At 66.1% G+C, this 16090-nt stretch carries 15 protein-coding genes; 9 read left to right on the top strand and 6 right to left on the bottom strand.

Annotated features, from left to right (window positions below; genetic code table 11):
- Positions 1 to 101: 101 nt before the first annotated feature.
- A complete protein-coding gene (secG, locus tag LHL23_RS06455) occupies positions 102 to 470 on the bottom strand; it encodes a preprotein translocase subunit SecG (protein WP_222478209.1) in 369 nt (122 codons plus the stop codon).
- Positions 471 to 846: 376 nt separating this feature from the next.
- Between secG and nthA the strand changes: the two genes are divergently transcribed.
- The 5 genes from nthA to LHL23_RS06430 all read left to right on the top strand — a co-directional run bounded on the left by nthA (position 847) and on the right by LHL23_RS06430 (position 4559).
- Complete coding sequence (gene nthA, locus LHL23_RS06450; RefSeq protein WP_226429222.1) at positions 847 to 1473, top strand: nitrile hydratase subunit alpha; 627 nt, start codon at positions 847 to 849, stop codon at positions 1471 to 1473.
- A complete protein-coding gene (nthB, locus tag LHL23_RS06445; protein WP_226429221.1) occupies positions 1470 to 2147 on the top strand; it encodes a nitrile hydratase subunit beta in 678 nt (225 codons plus the stop codon). Before nthA ends, nthB begins: the two co-directional genes overlap by 4 nt.
- Positions 2144 to 2476 (top strand): nitrile hydratase accessory protein, encoded by a 333-nt coding sequence (locus LHL23_RS06440; RefSeq protein WP_226429220.1) that lies wholly within the window; start codon positions 2144 to 2146, stop codon positions 2474 to 2476. The genes nthB and LHL23_RS06440 overlap by 4 nt, the downstream gene beginning before the upstream one ends.
- 533 nt (positions 2477 to 3009) lie before the next feature.
- On the top strand, positions 3010 to 4323 hold the full coding sequence (locus LHL23_RS06435; protein WP_222478218.1) for an adenylosuccinate synthase: 1314 nt from the start codon (positions 3010 to 3012) through the stop codon (positions 4321 to 4323).
- Positions 4323 to 4559, top strand: coding sequence for a DUF2842 domain-containing protein (locus tag LHL23_RS06430; RefSeq protein ID WP_226429219.1), 237 nt, complete (start codon positions 4323 to 4325; stop codon positions 4557 to 4559). Before LHL23_RS06435 ends, LHL23_RS06430 begins: the two co-directional genes overlap by 1 nt.
- A 200-nt stretch (positions 4560 to 4759) precedes the next feature.
- Here LHL23_RS06430 and LHL23_RS06425 read toward each other — a convergent pair whose 3' ends face one another.
- The gene (locus LHL23_RS06425; protein WP_226429218.1) at positions 4760 to 7096 is read right to left on the bottom strand and encodes a chemotaxis protein CheA; all 2337 of its coding nucleotides are present in this window, start codon (positions 7094 to 7096) and stop codon (positions 4760 to 4762) included.
- 140 nt (positions 7097 to 7236) lie between these two features.
- On the opposite strand from LHL23_RS06425, the gene LHL23_RS06420 reads away from it, so the two are divergent.
- Positions 7237 to 7902: a thiamine diphosphokinase gene (locus tag LHL23_RS06420; protein WP_226429217.1), complete on the top strand. Its 666-nt coding sequence runs from the start codon at positions 7237 to 7239 to the stop codon at positions 7900 to 7902.
- Between the two features lie 27 nt (positions 7903 to 7929).
- Here the strand turns inward: LHL23_RS06420 and LHL23_RS06415 are convergent, their stop codons facing one another.
- The 3 genes from LHL23_RS06415 to LHL23_RS06405 form a co-directional block, all read right to left on the bottom strand.
- Entirely contained in the window at positions 7930 to 8844 is a 915-nt protein-coding gene (locus tag LHL23_RS06415; RefSeq protein ID WP_226429216.1) for a DMT family transporter, read from the bottom strand.
- 196 nt (positions 8845 to 9040) lie between these two features.
- Positions 9041 to 10414, bottom strand: coding sequence for an L-serine ammonia-lyase (locus tag LHL23_RS06410; protein ID WP_226429215.1), 1374 nt, complete (start codon positions 10412 to 10414; stop codon positions 9041 to 9043).
- The gene (locus LHL23_RS06405) at positions 10414 to 11121 is read right to left on the bottom strand and encodes a glutathione S-transferase family protein (RefSeq protein ID WP_226429214.1); all 708 of its coding nucleotides are present in this window, start codon (positions 11119 to 11121) and stop codon (positions 10414 to 10416) included. Before LHL23_RS06405 ends, LHL23_RS06410 begins: the two co-directional genes overlap by 1 nt.
- A gap of 339 nt (positions 11122 to 11460) precedes the next feature.
- Here LHL23_RS06405 and LHL23_RS06400 point away from each other — a divergent pair, with 339 nt between their 5' ends.
- The gene (locus LHL23_RS06400; RefSeq protein ID WP_226429213.1) at positions 11461 to 12408 is read left to right on the top strand and encodes a DMT family transporter; all 948 of its coding nucleotides are present in this window, start codon (positions 11461 to 11463) and stop codon (positions 12406 to 12408) included.
- A 373-nt stretch (positions 12409 to 12781) separates the two neighbouring features.
- On the opposite strand, the gene LHL23_RS06395 is transcribed toward LHL23_RS06400, so the two are convergent.
- A complete protein-coding gene (locus tag LHL23_RS06395) occupies positions 12782 to 13558 on the bottom strand; it encodes a methyltransferase domain-containing protein (RefSeq protein WP_226429212.1) in 777 nt (258 codons plus the stop codon).
- A 143-nt stretch (positions 13559 to 13701) separates the two neighbouring features.
- Between LHL23_RS06395 and rpiA the strand changes: the two genes are divergently transcribed.
- Together rpiA and gor are read left to right on the top strand one after the other, a co-directional pair.
- Positions 13702 to 14490, top strand: coding sequence for a ribose-5-phosphate isomerase RpiA (rpiA, locus tag LHL23_RS06390; protein WP_226429211.1), 789 nt, complete (start codon positions 13702 to 13704; stop codon positions 14488 to 14490).
- Between the two features lie 219 nt (positions 14491 to 14709).
- Entirely contained in the window at positions 14710 to 16065 is a 1356-nt protein-coding gene (gene gor, locus LHL23_RS06385) for a glutathione-disulfide reductase (protein WP_226429210.1), read from the top strand.
- The last annotated feature ends 25 nt before the right edge of the window (positions 16066 to 16090 follow it).

Below are 16090 nucleotides of genomic sequence, written 5' to 3'. Positions count from 1 at the left end.
GCAGCATCACGGGACTTCATATATAAAGGATTCGCACGAAATGCGCAAGGGAACCGCAAGATGCTGTTGCGGTTCCTAAAACCCTCTCAAGGTGTAGTGGATCAGTCTGCGCTGGGAACCAGCGGAGCGTTGTCGCCCTCGCTGGGCGGCAGAAGGTCGCTGCCCAGCGGTGCCGCCGGGGCTTCGGGTGCCTCGCCTGCGTCGCTCTGCGGCACGCCGATGCGGTCGGCAACAGAGGAGCCCGCGGATTTCTGCGCGGCCAGGATGGTCAGGGTGATCGAGGTGCAGATGAAGGCGATGGCCAGCAGCCAGGTCAGCTTGCTGAGTGCGGTTGCCGCCGCCCGGCCGGAGATCGCGCCGCCGCCGCCGCCGCCCATGCCCAGGCCGCCGCCTTCGGAGCGCTGCAGCAGAACCACGGCAATCAGGCCGAGAGCCAGAAGAAGATGGATGATCAGAACAACGTTTTCCATGGGTCCCTGCGGCGGTTGGCTAAGTACCGGGCGGTAAATAGGCAAGATTGCCCGGGGGGGCAAGGGCGGAGTTTGCCGGTTCGGGAGAGTTTCCTGCCATTGCAATCGCCCGCGCCGCGCTCCGCAGTACCGGATCGCCCTGCGATCCGGTTCGCGTCCGGCCCCGCTCCCCAGGGCGGGCGCGAATTATTGTGAGGTTGCAACATATTGTAAGGCCTGAGTGAAAAGCGAACGGCCGCCCAGGCATCACTGCGCCCGCCCCCGGGGCCGGGCGCGAACCTGTTTGTGCGGATTGAACCGGACGTCACGCAACGTGATTGTTTGCATCATCAAACATGACTGGACAGGGCCGCCTGCAGCGGCGCAGCATGGGATCATGCCCCATGACCATCCGGACCACCCGCACGCCCTCCTGCCGCCCGATCCTGCTCTGCGGGTGAAGGCGCTGGAGACGATTCTCACCGAGAAGGGCCTGATCGACCCGGCCGCGCTGGATGAGATCATCGACACCTATCAAAACAGGATCGGCCCGCAGAACGGCGCCAGGGTGGTGGCCCGCGCCTGGAGCGATCCGGATTTCAAGGCGGCCTTGCTGGCGGATGCCGATCCGGTGCTGGCGGAGCTGGGCTACTACGGGCGCCAGGGCGAGCATATGGTGGTGGTGGAGAACACCGGCCTGCAGCACAACATGGTCGTCTGCACCTTATGCAGCTGCTACCCGTGGCCTTTGCTGGGTATTCCGCCGGGCTGGTACAAGTCTGATGCCTACCGCGCCCGCGCGGTGCGCGAGCCGCGCAAGGTCTTGGCGGAGTTCGGGGTGACACTGCCAGAGGAGACCGCGGTGCGGGTCTGGGACTCGACCGCCGAGGTCCGCTATCTTGTGCTGCCGGTGCGGCCCGAGGGCACGGAGGGGCTGAGCGAGGAAGACCTGGCGGCGCTGGTCACCCGCGACAGCATGATCGGCACCGGCCTGGCGAAGGCGCCGGGGGAGGCGCCGTCATGACCCGGGTGCATGACATGGGCGGGCGATTCGGCGACGGTCCGGTGAAGCCTGAGGCGGAGGACGCGCCGGTCTTTGCCGAGGACTGGCACGCAAGGGCGCTGGCAGTGACACTGGCCTGCGGCGCGCTGGGGCAGTGGAACATCGACACCTCCCGCCATGCCCGCGAGAAGCTTTCGCCCAAGGACTACACGCGCTTTTCCTATTACGAGAAGTGGATCGCGGCGCTGGCGGACCTGCTGGTTGAAAAGGGCGTGCTGACCCGCGAGGATCTGGCGGGCAAGGGCGCCGCCGGGCTGCATGCGCTGGCGGAGCGGGCCTTGAAGGCGGTGAATGTGGCGGCCGCCCTGGCCAAGGGCGGCCCGGCGGACCGCGAAGGCGGGCCGGCGCCGCGGTTTTCCCCCGGCCAGGCGGTGCGGACGCGAATCCCTGCCGATAACGCTTTGGCAGATGGCGGCCACACCCGGCTGCCTGCTTATGCCGCCGGGGCGCATGGCTATATCCTGCGGCTGCATGGCACCCATGTCTTCCCCGACAGCAGCGCCCATGGTCTGGGCGAGGCGCCGGAGCCGCTGTATGCGGTGCGTTTCTTTGCCCGCGAGCTGTGGGCGCATCCGGAGCATCCCGATGACGAGGTGGTGCTGGATCTGTGGCAGAGCTATCTGGAGCCGTTATGAGTGAGTGTGCCGAAGTATCCGCGCCGGAGCCTGTCTTTGCCGAACCCTGGCACGCGCAGGTCTTTGCCCTGACCGTGCATCTGAACGAGGCCGGGCGGTTCAGCTGGGGCGAGTGGGTGGAGCGGTTTTCGGCCACGCTGAAGCGCCATGGGCTGGGCCGCGAGCTGGACGGCGGCGAGGATTACTTCCGCGCCTGGCTGGAAACGCTGGAGATGTTCCTGGCGGAGCAGGGGGCGGCCTCGCCCGCGGAGGCCGAGGTGATGCGCAGCCGCTGGGAGGAGGCGTATCTGAGCACACCGCACGGGGAACCTGTGCGGCTGCAGGGCTAACGCGCGCCCATTTGGCCGCCGGGGCCAAGGGGGTTCGGGTGGTTAAGCTGTTCCTATCTGGATAATTCCGTGTTGCGCTGTGTCCCGTTTCAGGGGGCGGCGCCGCCGGGTGGAGGTGGACAGACCCCGCCGGGGGCCTGCTCGGACAGGATATCCTGGACGACCCCCTTTTTATCAGGGCCGGTCTCCGGGTGTTGCGCAGCCAGCCGCACAGATGCCTGCGCCTCGTATCATGGCCACGCGCGCGGGAACCATGGCGGGGGATCGCGATCACTTGGGAGCATGGCATGGCGGAGTGAGGATTGCGTGAAGGGGGCGTACGCCGGGTGCGCAACACCCCCGCTGCGTGCCGCGTCTATGGCCTGATGCTAAGGGCGGGCAGGCGCTCGCCCGGCGGCGCTGCGCGCCTTGTTCCGGGCGGGAAGATGCAGCGCTTCAGGAATTAGCGCCGACTGCGGCGAATTTGCGGTTCCACTGCCTGCGCAGCATCGCTATATGAGCGTGGGTTTGAACCAGACTGTAAAGGACCGGATATGGCCAATGTCGTCGTAGTCGGCGCCCAGTGGGGCGACGAAGGGAAAGGCAAGATCGTGGACTGGCTGAGCGAGCGTGCAGACGTGATCGCCCGCTTCCAGGGCGGCCATAACGCCGGCCACACGCTGGTCATTGACGGCAAGGTCTACAAGCTGCACGCGCTGCCCTCGGGCGTGGTGCGCGGCGGCAAGCTGAGCGTCATCGGCAATGGCGTGGTGCTGGACCCCTGGCACCTGATGAAAGAAATCGCGACGGTTCAGGAACAGGGCGTGGAGATCACCCCGGAAACCCTGATGATCGCCGAGAACACGCCGCTGATCCTGCCGCTGCACGGCGAACTGGACCGGGCGCGCGAGGAAGCGGCCTCCAAGGGCACCAAGATCGGCACCACCGGCCGCGGCATCGGCCCGGCCTATGAGGACAAGGTGGGCCGCCGCGCCATCCGCGTTGCCGACCTGGCCGACGAAGCCACCCTGGTGGCCCGCGTCGACCGTGCGCTGCAGCATCATGACCCGCTGCGCAAGGGCCTGGGCGTCGACCCGGTCGACCGCGACGCGCTGATCGCCCAGCTGAAGGAAATCGCGCCGCAGATCCTGCCGTTTGCCGCGCCGGTCTGGAAGGTGCTGAACGAGAAGCGCAAATCCGGAAAGCGGATCCTGTTCGAAGGCGCCCAGGGCGCGCTGCTGGACATCGATTTCGGCACCTATCCTTTTGTGACCTCCTCCAACGTGATTGCGGGCCAGGCGGCCACCGGCGTCGGCATCGGCCCGGGCTCGATCGATTACGTGCTGGGCATCGTCAAGGCCTACACCACCCGCGTCGGCGAAGGTCCGTTCCCGACCGAGCTGCTGAAGGAAGACGGCACCCCGGATGCGGACGGCGAGCGCCTGGGCACCCGCGGCCATGAGTTCGGCACCACCACTGGCCGCCAGCGCCGCTGCGGCTGGTTTGACGCCTGCCTGGTGCGCCAGACCTGCGCCACCTCGGGCATCAACGGCATCTCGCTGACCAAGCTCGACGTGCTGGACGGGTTCGAGACCCTGAAGATCTGCATCGGCTACGAACTGGACGGCGAGCGCCTGGACTACCTGCCGACCGCTGCCGACCAGCAGGCCCGCTGCGTGCCGGTCTATGAGGAAATGCCGGGCTGGAGCGAGTCGACCGAGGGCGCGCGCAGCTGGAACGATCTGCCTGCCAACGCGATCAAATACGTGAAGCGGGTGGAAGAGCTGATCGACTGCCCCGTCGCGCTGCTGTCCACCAGCCCGGAGCGGGACGACACCATCCTGGTGACCGACCCGTTCGCCGACTGATGGCGGAGAAGAAAGGCCTGAGCTACAAGGCCCGGCGGCGCTGGGCCCTGATCATCCTGCTGGTCGGGATGCCGGTCTATATCGTGGCTGCGGTCACGGTGATGAACTGGCTCGACCGGCCGCCGCTGTGGCTGGAGCTGCTGGTCTATGTGGCCTTGGGCATTGCCTGGGTGCTGCCGTTCAAGTTCGTGTTCCGCGGCGTCGGCAAGGAAGACCCGGACGCCGGCAAGGACTGAAGCGGAGGGGCGCTGCCCCGCAGGCTTGTTTAAAAGAGGGGCGCTGCCCCGCGGGCTTGACTTGAAGAGGGGCGCTGCCCCTCTTGGCCGGACGGCCCATTCCCCCCGGGATATTTCCGGCCAGATGAACCTGGATCCGGTTTGGAAATAAGAAAGGCGGCCTCGCAAGGCCGCCTTTTTCGGTTGTTCTTTCAGGCTGCTCAGCCCGCGGCGCGTTTGCCGGGCTTGAAGCCGATGTCGCCGGAGGCGGTGAACTGGCCGTTGCCGGAGCGTTCGATCTTGCCGTCGCGCAGCAGCTGGCCGAAGGAGCGCAGCCCGTCCTCGCGGTTGAACTCGCTGCTGCCGGCGCTGCGCACCTTGCTCATCAGCTGCGGGCGCGAGAAATGGTCGCGGCCTTCGACAAAGCTCATATAGGCCGCGGCGGCCTCCAGCAGCTCATGCAGTTCGGCGGCGCCGCGCTCTTCGGCGTAGGCGGCAAAGCCGCTGCCGCCGGCATCGGTGTCATCATCCAGAAGCGCAGTTGACACCCGGCGCGGGCGCACCGGCTGGGCAGCGGCGGCGGGGGCGCCCTCGTCGATGCGCTGTTCGGCCACCAGCTTGAGCGGGGCCGGGCGCGCAGCGGGGCTGGCCGGGCGCTCGGCGGCGCCCTGGCGGGCCTCGGGCCGGCGCGGGCGCACCACGCTGGCCAGGTCGTCGCGGTAGGGCTGGGCCTCGTCGCCCGTTGCGGCGCCGGCCGGGCCGTCGGCCTTGGTGGCCGCAACCGCGGCGCGCAGCTGGCTGTAGGCCTCGCGGGAGGAGGCGGTTTCCGGGTCTTCAAGCTTGGCGTCGGCTGCGTCCATCAGGCGGCTGACATCGCTGTCTGCCAGGCCGGCCGCGGCGGGCTGCTCCCGGCCCGCGTCCTCGGTTGCTTCCTCTGCATCGGCGGCGGGCTCTTCGGGCGCCTCCGACGCGGCGAGGAACTCTGCCTCGACCATCGCCAGTTCGCGCATCAGGTCGGCTTCATCCTCGTCGGACAGGGTGTCCTGCGCAGCGGCGGTGTCCTCTGCCGCTTCGGGGCTGGCGCCGGACAGGCGGTCGCCGCCGGCGCCCTCCTCCTGCAGCTCGCCAGTTGCAACCGCCTCTTCCAGGCGGGCGCGCTTGACCTTGATGATGCGGACGCGGGCCGGTGCCGGGGCGGGAGCCTCTGCGGTGTCCTCTGCCGCGGTGTCCTGCTCAGCGGCGTCTTCCTCCGAGGCGACTTCCTCGGCGGTGATTTCCTCGGCGGCGTCTTGCTCTGCAACTGCGGCCCCGGCATTGTCCTCCGACAGGAGGTTTTCAGCGCCGGCGTCCTCGTCCTCTGCCCCGGCGGCCTCTTCAGCGGTGGCGCTGCGCAGGTTCTCGAACAGGCTGTCGTCGAAGGCTTCCTCGGGGTCGCCGGGGAACGGCTCCTGCGCGGCGGGCGCTTCGGCGGCGGGCTCGCTGACTTCGGCGCTCAGGTCCAGACGGTCCAGCGCCTGGGCAATTGCGTCGTCGCCTTCGTCGTCGAAATCCGGCTCGCCGGTACCGTCATCCTCCAGCAGCGCGCTGGCGATGTCTTCGGCGGCGCCTTCCAGCACGTCTTCGGCGTGCTCGTCTTCGCTGAAGTCCTCGGCGGGGGTCTGCGCGACCACGGCGCGGATGCGCTGCAGCTTGGCGGCGATGCTGTCGGCGGGCGCGGCGGCCGGGGCTTCGGCCTGTTCCGCTTCGTCCTGCAGTTCTTCCGCCTCGTGCTGGTCCGGTTCCGCTTCGGCTTGCAGGTCCTCTGCCTGTGCCTCCGCTTCTGCCTCGGTGATCTCAATCAGTTCAACCGCGGGTTCCGGCTCTTCTTCGCTTGCGGTTCCCAGCACGGCGGCGATGGCTTCTTCGGCTTCGGCTTCGGCTTCGGCTTCGGCTTCGGCTTCGGCTTCGGCTTCGGCTTCGGCTTCGGCTTCGGCTTCGGCTTCGGCAGCCTCTGCCGCTTCGGCTGCTGCTTCAGCGGTTTCTTCCACTGCGGCCTCTGCCTCCGCTTCCGCGATTTCTGCCGCGGCGGCCTTGGCTTCCTCTGCGACGGCCTCAGCAGCGGCTTCGGAAACTTCGGCGGCAAGAGTGTCAGCGGCAGCGGCTTCTTCAGTGACGGCTTCGCTCACGGCAGCTTCGGCGGCCGGTTCCTCAACCGGGGCCGGGGCGGGCGCGGGCTGCTCTGCAACCGGTTCCGCGGCGGGTGCCGGGGCCGGGGCTGCCGGTGCCGGAGCGGGGGCTTCTGCAGCGGCGGCACCAAGCGCCGGGGTGGCGGCGCGCAGGTGGATGCCGCCCTCGCTGGTGCGGGCCTCGACCTGGCGGGCAATCTCGCGCTGGGCGATGCGCGCCAGCATGTCGGCGTCGGGCTGCGGCGGCTCGGCGCCGAAATAGCGGTCATCGGCGGCAAGGTCGCGGAAATACTCGGCGATGGCCTTCATCGTGCCGAAGGAATCCTCGAACCCTTCCAATGTGCAGGAAAAGGTTCCATAGGATACGGTCAAGACTTTGTTGTTGTGTACCATCAGCTCGCTCGTCTTCGTCACATCTGCTGCCGTTCACCATAAAGGCTGGAAGGACCAATTTTGCTCGAATCCGTGCAATTGATCGTATCATTTTGTGTTCACAATGTGTCCTGTTTCCAAAATAGGCAGGAATGCGCCGCATGAATACTAAGATTGTAGACACTTCGGAACCAATCACCCTGGTGGGCGGCGGCGAAGTGGCCCCTGGCGCGCTGGCGGAGGCGCTGGCGCTGGCGCCGGTGCTGGTGGCGGCGGATGGCGGCGCCGCGGCGGCGCTGGCGGCGGGGCATGTGCCGCGGGCGGTGATCGGCGATTTCGACTCGCTGAGCGATGCGGTGCGGGCGCAGCTTTCGCCGGAGACGCTGCATCCGGTGGCGGAGCAGGACAGCACCGATTTCGACAAGGCGCTGCGCGGGATAGCGGCGCCGGCAGTGCTGGCGGTCGGATTCCTGGGCGCGCGGGTGGATCACCAGCTGGCGGCCTTTGCCACGCTGGTGCAGGGGCATGAGACCCCGTGTGTGCTGGTGGGGGAGACCGAGGTGATCTTTCACCTGACCCGGGCGGTGGAGCTGCCGGCCCGCGCAGGCGAAGTGATTTCGCTGTTTCCGATGCAGGAGGTGCAGGGGCGCTCCCAAGGGCTGGAGTGGCCCATCGAGGGCCTGCGGATGTCGCCGATGGGGCGGATCGGCACCTCGAACCGGGCGCTGGGTCCGGTGCGGCTGGAGGTGGAGGGGCCGGGGCTGCTGGCCATCGTGCCGCGGCGGCTGCTGGCGGCTGTGCTGGCGGCAGTCCGGCTGGACCGCTAAGCTGCAGGCTGGTTTTCGGGCCGGGCTTCAGGCGGGGTTGATGCGCTCTTCGGTTTCCGTGGCCCTGCGCTCGCGCATCACCGCATAGAGGCCCGCGCTGATGGTCAGCAGGATGCCGAAAGCGGCCAGCGTGTTCGGCAGCTCGGAGAAGATCAGCCAGCCGAAGAACACCGCCACCGGGATCTCCAGGTATTGCATCGAGGCCAGGGTGGAGGTGGGGGCGAACCGCAGGCTCCAGGTCATCAGCAGATGCGCCAGGGTGCCAAGCGCGCCGGCCGTGGCCAGAAGGGTCCAGGTGTCCTGCGGCGGCGGGGCGGTGGAGAGGGCGGTGATCCCGGCGGCATCGCCGATCAGGAACACCGGCGCCAGCAGCACGGTGCCCATGACACCCGCCACGGCCTGAACCGAGACCGGGTCGGTTTCCTTGGCGATCTTGCGGGTGATCAGCATGAACAGGGCAAAGATCACCGCGACCAGCAGCGGCCAGAGCGCGTTCCAGCCGACCGCGGCAAAGCTGGGCTGGATGACCAGCAGGGTGCCAGTGAAGCCGACGATGCAGGCGCCGAGGCGGCGCAGGCCGACCTGTTCCTTGAGCACGTATTTGCCCAACAGCAGCATCAGGAAGGGCATCACGAAGGCAATTGCCACCGCGTCGGCCAAGGGCAGGTAGCGGAAGGCGGTGAACATGGCGCCGATGCCGCCCATCTGCAAGAGCGTGCGCAGGAACAGCAGCGGCGCCACCCGGCGCGACAGGCTGAGCGGCAGCCGCAGTGCCAGCGCCAGGGGCAGCAGGATCGCGGCCTGGGCGGCAAAGCGGATGAAAACGATCTGGGCAACCGGCACCCGGTTGGTCAGCAGTTTTGCAATGGCGTCGCCCAGCGGGATCACCATGCAGAAGCCCAGCATCAGGGCGATGCCGAGGAGGGGCCGGTCCTGTGTCATGGCGGCAGGCTAGGCCTGCACGGTGTAAGGCGCAAGCTGGAGTTGCGGGGAAAGGAGGAACGTTGCGTCCCCTTTGGGACGTGACGCGCAGCGGCACGGCCCGCGCCTGACCTTCCCCCCGGGAAGGCGCATTCGCGCCCTCCAAAGGCCAGGCCCGGACCTTTTGTTGCGCTGTCTTTTTTGGACAGCGAAAAACTCAGCAGTTCGGCACGTTCACCGCGAGGCCGCCGAGCGAGGTTTCCTTGTATTTGTCGTGCATGTCGGCGCCGGTCTGGCGCATGGTCTCGATGCAGGCGTCCAGCGGCACGAAGTGCTGGCCGTCGCCGCGCAGCGCAAGGGACGCAGCGGAGACCGCCTTGATCGCCGCGAGGCCGTTGCGCTCGATGCAGGGCACCTGCACCAGGCCCTTCACGGGATCGCAGGTCATGCCGAGGTGATGCTCCAGCGCGATCTCGGCGGCGTTTTCCACCTGTTCGGGGGTGCCGCCCATGACGGCGCAGAGGCCTGCGGCGGACATGGCAGAGGCGGAGCCGACTTCAGCCTGGCAGCCGGCCTCAGCACCGGAAATGGACGCGTTGTATTTCACCAGGCCGGCAATTGCGGCGGCGGTCAGCAGGAAGTCTTCGACATGGCTTTCCGACGCCCCCGGCACATGGTCGAGGTAGTAGCGGATCACTGCCGGCAGGGTGCCTGCGGCGCCGTTGGTCGGCGCGGTCACAACCTGGCCGCCGGCCGCGTTTTCCTCGTTCACCGCCATCGCGTAGACGCTCATCCAGTCGTTGATGGTGTGCGGCGCAGTGAGGTTCATGCCGCGTTCGGCCATCAGCGCATCATGGATGCCCTTGGCGCGGCGGCGCACTTTCAATCCGCCGGGCAGGATGCCGTCGCGCTCCAGCCCGCGGTTGATGCAGTCGTTCATCACCTGCCAGATGCGGGCGGTGCCCTTGGCGAGGCTTTCGGAGCAGCCGCGGGAGATCTCGTTGGCGCGCTTCATCTCGGCAATCGACTTTCCGCTGGCCTTGGCCATCTCCAGCATTTCGGCCGCGGACTTGAACGGGAAGGGGACCGGGTCGCCCTCGTCGGTGGCCTTGCCTGCAGCGAGTTCCTCCTCGGTGACGACAAAGCCGCCGCCGATCGAGTAGAACACCTGTTTCAGGATCACGTCGCCCTGGGCGTCCGTTGCCATCAGGATCATGCCGTTGGCGTGGCCCGGCAGCGCGTGATCGTAGTCAAAGATCATGTCGGCCTTGGGGTCGAAGTGCAGCGCGCCCAGACCCTCGGGGTGCATGGTGTGGGTCTTGTCCAGCTCGGCCAGGAAGGCCTCTGCCTTCTCGTCGTCATAGTCATGGGCGACAAAGCCGCCGAGGCCGAGGATGGTGGCGCGGTCGGTGGCGTGGCCGACGCCGGTGAAGGCGAGGGAGCCGTGCAGCGAGGCGCGCAGGCCGTGGAATTCAAACGGCGAGGCGCGCATCATGTCGAGGAAGCGCGCAGCAGCGACCATCGGCCCCATGGTGTGGGAGGACGACGGGCCGATGCCCACTTTGAACATGTCGAAAACGGAGAGGAACATTAGGTGGCTGATCCTTCTGGGGGATTGGCGTAGGCCGGGGATGTGAACGGGGTGGCGCCGAGGCCCTCGGCCTCGCGTGCCACAGTAACGGCGGGGCGGCCTTCCAGCCCGGCGCAGATCCGCTGCAGGCTGGGGTAATGGGCCAGGGTGAACCAGGATTTGTCGGCCTGCGCGGGATAGAGCGCCATCCAGCGGATCTGGCAGGCGAGGTAATAATCCAGCACCGACGGCTGCGGCGCGCCGAGCCAGCCGGGGCGGCCTGCGGCGGCCTGGTCGAGGTTGGTCAGATGCCGGTGCAGCCGCTGGCGCAGCACGGATTGCAGCTGGGCCTGATCGGCCTTGGCCGCGCCGATGTATTTGTCCGGGTAGAACAGCATCCGCAGGTCGGCGTGCAGCGTGTTGGAGGCAAAGAACAGCCATTTCAGGAACGCCGCGCGGTCCGCGCTGCCGGGCTGCGGCGCCATCGCGCCGTGGCGTTCGGAGAGCCACAGCAGGATGGCGGCGGTCTCAAAAACCGGCCCGTCCGGGGTTTCCAGCACCGGGATCAGCCCGTTCGGGTTCAGCGCCCGGTATTCGGGGCTGTTCTGCGCCTCTGCCTGGCGGTCGACCAGCAGGGTTTCATAGGGCTGGCCAAGCTCCTCCAGCACCAGCCGGATGACCAGCGAGGCGTTGTCGGGGGCGTAGTGCAGGCGGTATTCGGGTTTCATGACGCAACATTATAACTCGGACCGGCAGAATATGTGTCCGTTTCCGGCGTTTCCAATAGGAAACCCGCCTTTGTTATACATGTTTGGCCAAGAGGCCCCGAAGCGGCGGAAAGACGCCGTGCGGGTCCGGCGCCGCGCAGGTCTGTTTTGAGCCCACAGCCGCCGCTGCTCAGACCGTTTATTGTCCTGTCTTATTGTCCTGCCGAAGCAGATCGGTCACTGCCCGAAGCGGTCATCTGACCGTATGGCTGCAAAACCGAAACCGGACAGCCAATGCGCAAGAAACGGGTCGTTTTCACTTCGCGTTGAAAGCTAATTTGGCATTCAGGAAACCTTCCGATGGAAACGCAAGACATGAACCAATCACCGATGACAACAATGGATTTGAAGGCCGCGGCCATGCTGCTGCTTCTGGCCGCAGTATGGGGTGGGTCGTTCTTTTTTGGTGAAGTTGCGTTGTCAGAAGTTCCACCGTTCACAATCACCCTTCACAGGGTGTTCTGGGCTGTTCCGCTCCTTGCCATCATCGTTCGCTTCAAAGGATTGCGTATTCCCTTGTCACCAAAGGTTTGGGGCGCTTACCTCGTCATGGGGGCTCTCAACAATGCTATTCCTTTTTCGCTGATCTTTTGGGGGCAGACGCAGATCGACAGCGGGCTGGCATCAATTTTGAATGCAACGACGGCAATGTTCGCCGCAGTTGTCGCAGGGCTTTTGCTGAAGGACGAACCTCTGACGCCGAAGAAGATTGCGGGGGCCGCACTGGGTATCGCAGGGGTGGCATTCATCATGGGGCCAAGTGCGGTGACGGAATTCAATCCCGGAAATCTGGCGCAACTCGCAATCCTTGGTGCCACTCTGTCTTATGCTTTTGCGGGTGTTTGGGGAAGAACAGCGCTGTCCGGCCAGCCCCCGCTGGTTAACGCGTTTGGCATGCTGGTTGGCAGCACAGCTCTCATGATCCCAGTTGTCTTCGCCGTTGATGGGCCCCCGAATATTGCCCTATCCCCAAGCATTTGGGGGGCTCTTCTGGGCATGGCTGCTCTCTCAACTGCACTGGCCTACGTCCTATATTTCGCAATTCTGGCGCGGGCAGGGGCTGCCAATCTGCTTTTGGTCACTCTGTTGATCCCGCCCTTTGCTATCGGGCTTGGCGTGATGTTCCTCGGTGAGCGGATGGAGCCGGAAGCCTGGGTAGGGTTTGGTATTATTGCTTTGGGTTTTGCTGTCACAGACGGACGATTGTTCTCCCGCCTTTTCCGGCGAAAACCGCAGCAAGCTGAATAGAGGCGACTTATGTGAAGTGGCACAGCTTACCCTTCCTGAGTGGCGAGATCCCCCGCCACGACTTAGCCCGGCCTTGCGTCGGGCTCTTTTTACAGCCCGAGCTTTCCCGAGCGTGTCTCAAAGGTTGAAAACTGGTTCAGACTCGCTGGTGGCTGCAATCAGCTTCAGTGCCCGTTTTAGGAAGCTGCGCAAAGCTTGCAAAGGCAGGCTCCTGCGCAAAGCGGTCACGCAAGGTCGCTTGGGCTGAACCTGCAGCGAGTGACAACTCCGTCCGCTCAGCGTGCGTTCTAAATAGCCACACAAAACAGCCGGTTCGAGACAGGAGTTCCTGACGCGCGGAACTCACCGTTGCCCCGCGGCAGGGAATACCGGCTCAGACCCGCCGGGCGCTGCAGACGAAATGGGTGAGGGAGAAGAAGAACCGCCCCTCGGCCGCCAGTTCCTCCTGCTCCTGCGCCCAGGCGGCGGCGTCGTCTGCGTCGGTGGCGCCGCTCTCGACCGCATAGGCGCGGATCAGGCGGATCATCATGGCGGCCAGCCCGTCCGGGCGCAGGCTGGTGTCGCAGATGGTCACGGGGTGCATGGCTTCGAGCGTGAAGCCGCTGTCGCGCAGTTCTTCCGGCAGCCGGGCGGGCACGGTGCGGTCGGCCAGGTGGTTGTCCCAGATGTCCAGGAACCGCTGCATCCGGGCGGCGTTGTCGCTGTGCCAGGCGAAGGTGTCAAAGTGGATGTCGCCGATCACCAGGCGGCCGTCCGGTTTCAGCACCTGATGCAGGGCACGCAGCACCGGGCGGCGGCTGGTGATGTATTCGAACACCTGCACCGACACCGCCTTGTCGAAGCTTTCCGGCTCAAACGGCAGGCTGGCGGCATCGCTTTCAGTGAGGGTGGTATTAGCGCGCCCCTGCAGCCGCTGGCGGGCGGCGGCGAGCATGTCGGGGCTGGCGTCCAGCCCGGTCACATGGCCCGCGGGGCCGACGGTGCGGGCGAGTTCCAGCGTCAGCAGACCGTTGCCGCAGCCAAGGTCCAGAATGCGGTCGCCCGGCTGTGGCTGCAGGGCGTCGAAATTGGCCCGCCGGCGGCGGGAAATGTCAGCGCCCTGGTAGGCATCCTCCAGCACGCGGGTGGTTTCCTCGTCGAATTGCAGCATCATGTCCCTCCTAAGAGGATGAGGACTAGTGCAAATGGGCCCGGTTTCCAGCCCGGCGGCGGCGGGGCGCGGAAAATGCCCCCTCGCGCGGGGGCGGCTGACCGCCTATAACGGCGCAGGAAGCGTATTCATGGAGACCAGTGATGACCGGAGAGCTGTCCCCCATCGACAAGGCGAAATTTGTCGCGGCCAAGCGGGCGGCGGAGATGGTCGAGGACGGGATGCGGGTGGGCCTGGGCACCGGCTCCACCGCTGCCTGGCTGGTGCGCTGCCTGGGCGAGATGGTGAGCCGCGAAGGGCTGCGGATCACCGCGGTGCCGACCTCCAGCCGCACCGCGGCGCTGGCGCGGGACGTGGGCATCGACGTGGTGTCGCTGGATGAGGCCAAATGGCTGGACATGACCATCGACGGCGCCGACGAGTTCGACCCGGATCTGAACCTGATCAAGGGCGGCGGCGGCGCGCATCTGCAGGAGAAGATCGTCGCCACGGCCTCGGACCAGATGGTGGTGATTGCGGACGCCAGCAAGATGGTGGAGACGCTGGGCGCCTTCCCGCTGCCGGTGGAAGTGCTGCCGTTCGGCTGGCAGAGCAGCCAGGCGCTGATCGAGGAGACGCTGGTGTCGATGGATGTGATGGGCCGCACCTCGACCCTGCGGATGAACGGCGAGGTGCCGTTTGTGAGCGACGAGGGGAACCATATCCTCGACCTGCATCTGAAGCGGATCGGCAATGCCCGCCAGCTGGCGCTGGTGCTGAACCAGATTCCGGGCGTGATCGAGAACGGGCTGTTCATCGACGTCTGCGACACCGTGGTGATCGGGTACGGCGACGGGCGGGTCGAGGTGCGCGACATCAACGAGGGCACCGTCGAGAAGGACAAGCTGGATTTTGTCGAGAACGACAACCTGTTCACCGATCTGATGGATTGAGTTTCGCCCGGCCAACCCCCGCGGGGCGGGCGCTTGCAGCACCTGCGCTGAGGGCCGGGCGCTGCCCTGCGCTTAGCAGGTGAGGCCTTTCGCCTCACAAGCCTGTGCAAATTCAATGCAAAAGGTTGAATGCGGCGCGGGAACGCCCACTTGGGCATATGGCGTTTGGTGGTCCGTTATGGGATACACCACCTCAAGAAATGCAAAGGGCGGAACTTCATGAGCTTTGATTACGATCTGTTTGTCATCGGCGGCGGCTCCGGCGGGGTGCGGGCGGCGCGGGTTGCGGCGCAGGAAGGCGCCAAGGTGGCGCTGGCCGAAGAGGACCGCTATGGCGGCACCTGCGTGATCCGCGGCTGCGTGCCGAAGAAGCTGATGGTGTTCGCCAGCGAATACTCCGCCATGGTCGAGGACGCCCGCGCCTATGGCTGGGACATCAAGCCCGGCGCCTTTGACTGGGATGCCTTCAAGGGCAAGCTGCACGGCGAGCTGGACCGGCTGGAAGGCATCTACCGCAACATCCTGAAGAACAACGGGGTCGAAAGCTTCGACAGCCGCGCCAAGCTGGCTGACGCCCATACGGTGGAGCTGGCCGACGGCACCCGCAAAACCGCCAAGCATATCCTGATTGCCACCGGCGGCTGGCCGGCGGTGCCGGAGTTCCCGGGCTCGGAGCTGGCGATCACCTCGAACGAGATGTTCCACCTGGACAAGCTGCCGGAGACGCTGTTGATTGTCGGCGGCGGCTATATCGCCAGCGAATTTGCCGGCATCATGAACGGCTTGGGCGTCAAGACCACGCAGTTCTACCGCGGCGCGCAGATCCTGCGCGGTTTCGACGACGAGGCGCGCGGGCTGATCAGCGAGGAAATGTGCCAGGCGGGCATCGACGTGCATCTGGGCACCAACGTGCTGGAGATGCGCAAGGAAGGCGACAAGATCTGGGTGAAATCCACCAACGGCCAGGAGCGGCTGTTCGACAAGGTGATGTATGCCACCGGCCGCACCCCCAATGCCGGCAACCTCGGGCTGGAGGAGATCGGGGTGGAGCGCGGCCGCAAGGGCGAGATCATCGTGGATGAATACAGCCAGACCTCGGTGCCGTCGGTTTATGCGATCGGCGATGTGACCGACCGGGTGGCGCTGACGCCGGTGGCGATCCGCGAGGCGATGGCCTTTGTCGAGACCGTGTTCAAGGGCAACCCAACCAGCCCGGACCATGAGCTGATCCCGACCGCGATCTTCACCCAGCCGGAGATGGGCACCATCGGCCTGAGCGAGGAAGAGGCAAGCGAGCGGGAGCCGATCGAGGTCTATGCGACCTCCTTCAAGCCGATGCAGCAGGCCTTTGCGGGCCGGGCGCAGCGGGTGCTGATGAAGCTGATCGTTTCGAAGGCGAACCGCAAGGTGCTGGGCTGCCATATCGTCGCACCCGGTGCGGGCGAGATGATCCAGCTCGCCGGAATCGCCGTAAAAATGGGTGCAACCAAAGAAGATTTCGACCGCACGGTTGCGGTGCACCCGACAATGTCGGAAGAGTTGGTAACTTTGAAAACTCCGGTGCGCTCGACCTGAGCGGGCAAACCGGCAAGAATAGAAC

The organism is Leisingera sp. McT4-56 (genome assembly GCF_020514995.1).
GTDB lineage: Bacteria > Pseudomonadota > Alphaproteobacteria > Rhodobacterales > Rhodobacteraceae > Leisingera > Leisingera aquaemixtae_A.
This window is presented reverse-complemented; position numbering and strand designations above follow the sequence as displayed.

What these genes read in the sequence shown, in the direction of transcription:
- secG (WP_222478209.1), bottom strand. Translation starts at nt 470, where the DNA reads ATGGAAAACGTTGTTCTGATCATCCATCTTCTTCTGGCTCTCGGCCTG.
- nthA (WP_226429222.1), top strand. Translation starts at nt 847, where the DNA reads ATGCCCCATGACCATCCGGACCACCCGCACGCCCTCCTGCCGCCCGAT.
- nthB (WP_226429221.1), top strand. Translation starts at nt 1,470, where the DNA reads ATGACCCGGGTGCATGACATGGGCGGGCGATTCGGCGACGGTCCGGTG.
- LHL23_RS06440 (WP_226429220.1), top strand. Translation starts at nt 2,144, where the DNA reads ATGAGTGAGTGTGCCGAAGTATCCGCGCCGGAGCCTGTCTTTGCCGAA.
- LHL23_RS06435 (WP_222478218.1), top strand. Translation starts at nt 3,010, where the DNA reads ATGGCCAATGTCGTCGTAGTCGGCGCCCAGTGGGGCGACGAAGGGAAA.
- LHL23_RS06430 (WP_226429219.1), top strand. Translation starts at nt 4,323, where the DNA reads ATGGCGGAGAAGAAAGGCCTGAGCTACAAGGCCCGGCGGCGCTGGGCC.
- LHL23_RS06425 (WP_226429218.1), bottom strand. Translation starts at nt 7,096, where the DNA reads ATGGTACACAACAACAAAGTCTTGACCGTATCCTATGGAACCTTTTCC.
- LHL23_RS06420 (WP_226429217.1), top strand. Translation starts at nt 7,237, where the DNA reads ATGAATACTAAGATTGTAGACACTTCGGAACCAATCACCCTGGTGGGC.
- LHL23_RS06415 (WP_226429216.1), bottom strand. Translation starts at nt 8,844, where the DNA reads ATGACACAGGACCGGCCCCTCCTCGGCATCGCCCTGATGCTGGGCTTC.
- LHL23_RS06410 (WP_226429215.1), bottom strand. Translation starts at nt 10,414, where the DNA reads ATGTTCCTCTCCGTTTTCGACATGTTCAAAGTGGGCATCGGCCCGTCG.
- LHL23_RS06405 (WP_226429214.1), bottom strand. Translation starts at nt 11,121, where the DNA reads ATGAAACCCGAATACCGCCTGCACTACGCCCCCGACAACGCCTCGCTG.
- LHL23_RS06400 (WP_226429213.1), top strand. Translation starts at nt 11,461, where the DNA reads ATGGAAACGCAAGACATGAACCAATCACCGATGACAACAATGGATTTG.
- LHL23_RS06395 (WP_226429212.1), bottom strand. Translation starts at nt 13,558, where the DNA reads ATGCTGCAATTCGACGAGGAAACCACCCGCGTGCTGGAGGATGCCTAC.
- rpiA (WP_226429211.1), top strand. Translation starts at nt 13,702, where the DNA reads ATGACCGGAGAGCTGTCCCCCATCGACAAGGCGAAATTTGTCGCGGCC.
- gor (WP_226429210.1), top strand. Translation starts at nt 14,710, where the DNA reads ATGAGCTTTGATTACGATCTGTTTGTCATCGGCGGCGGCTCCGGCGGG.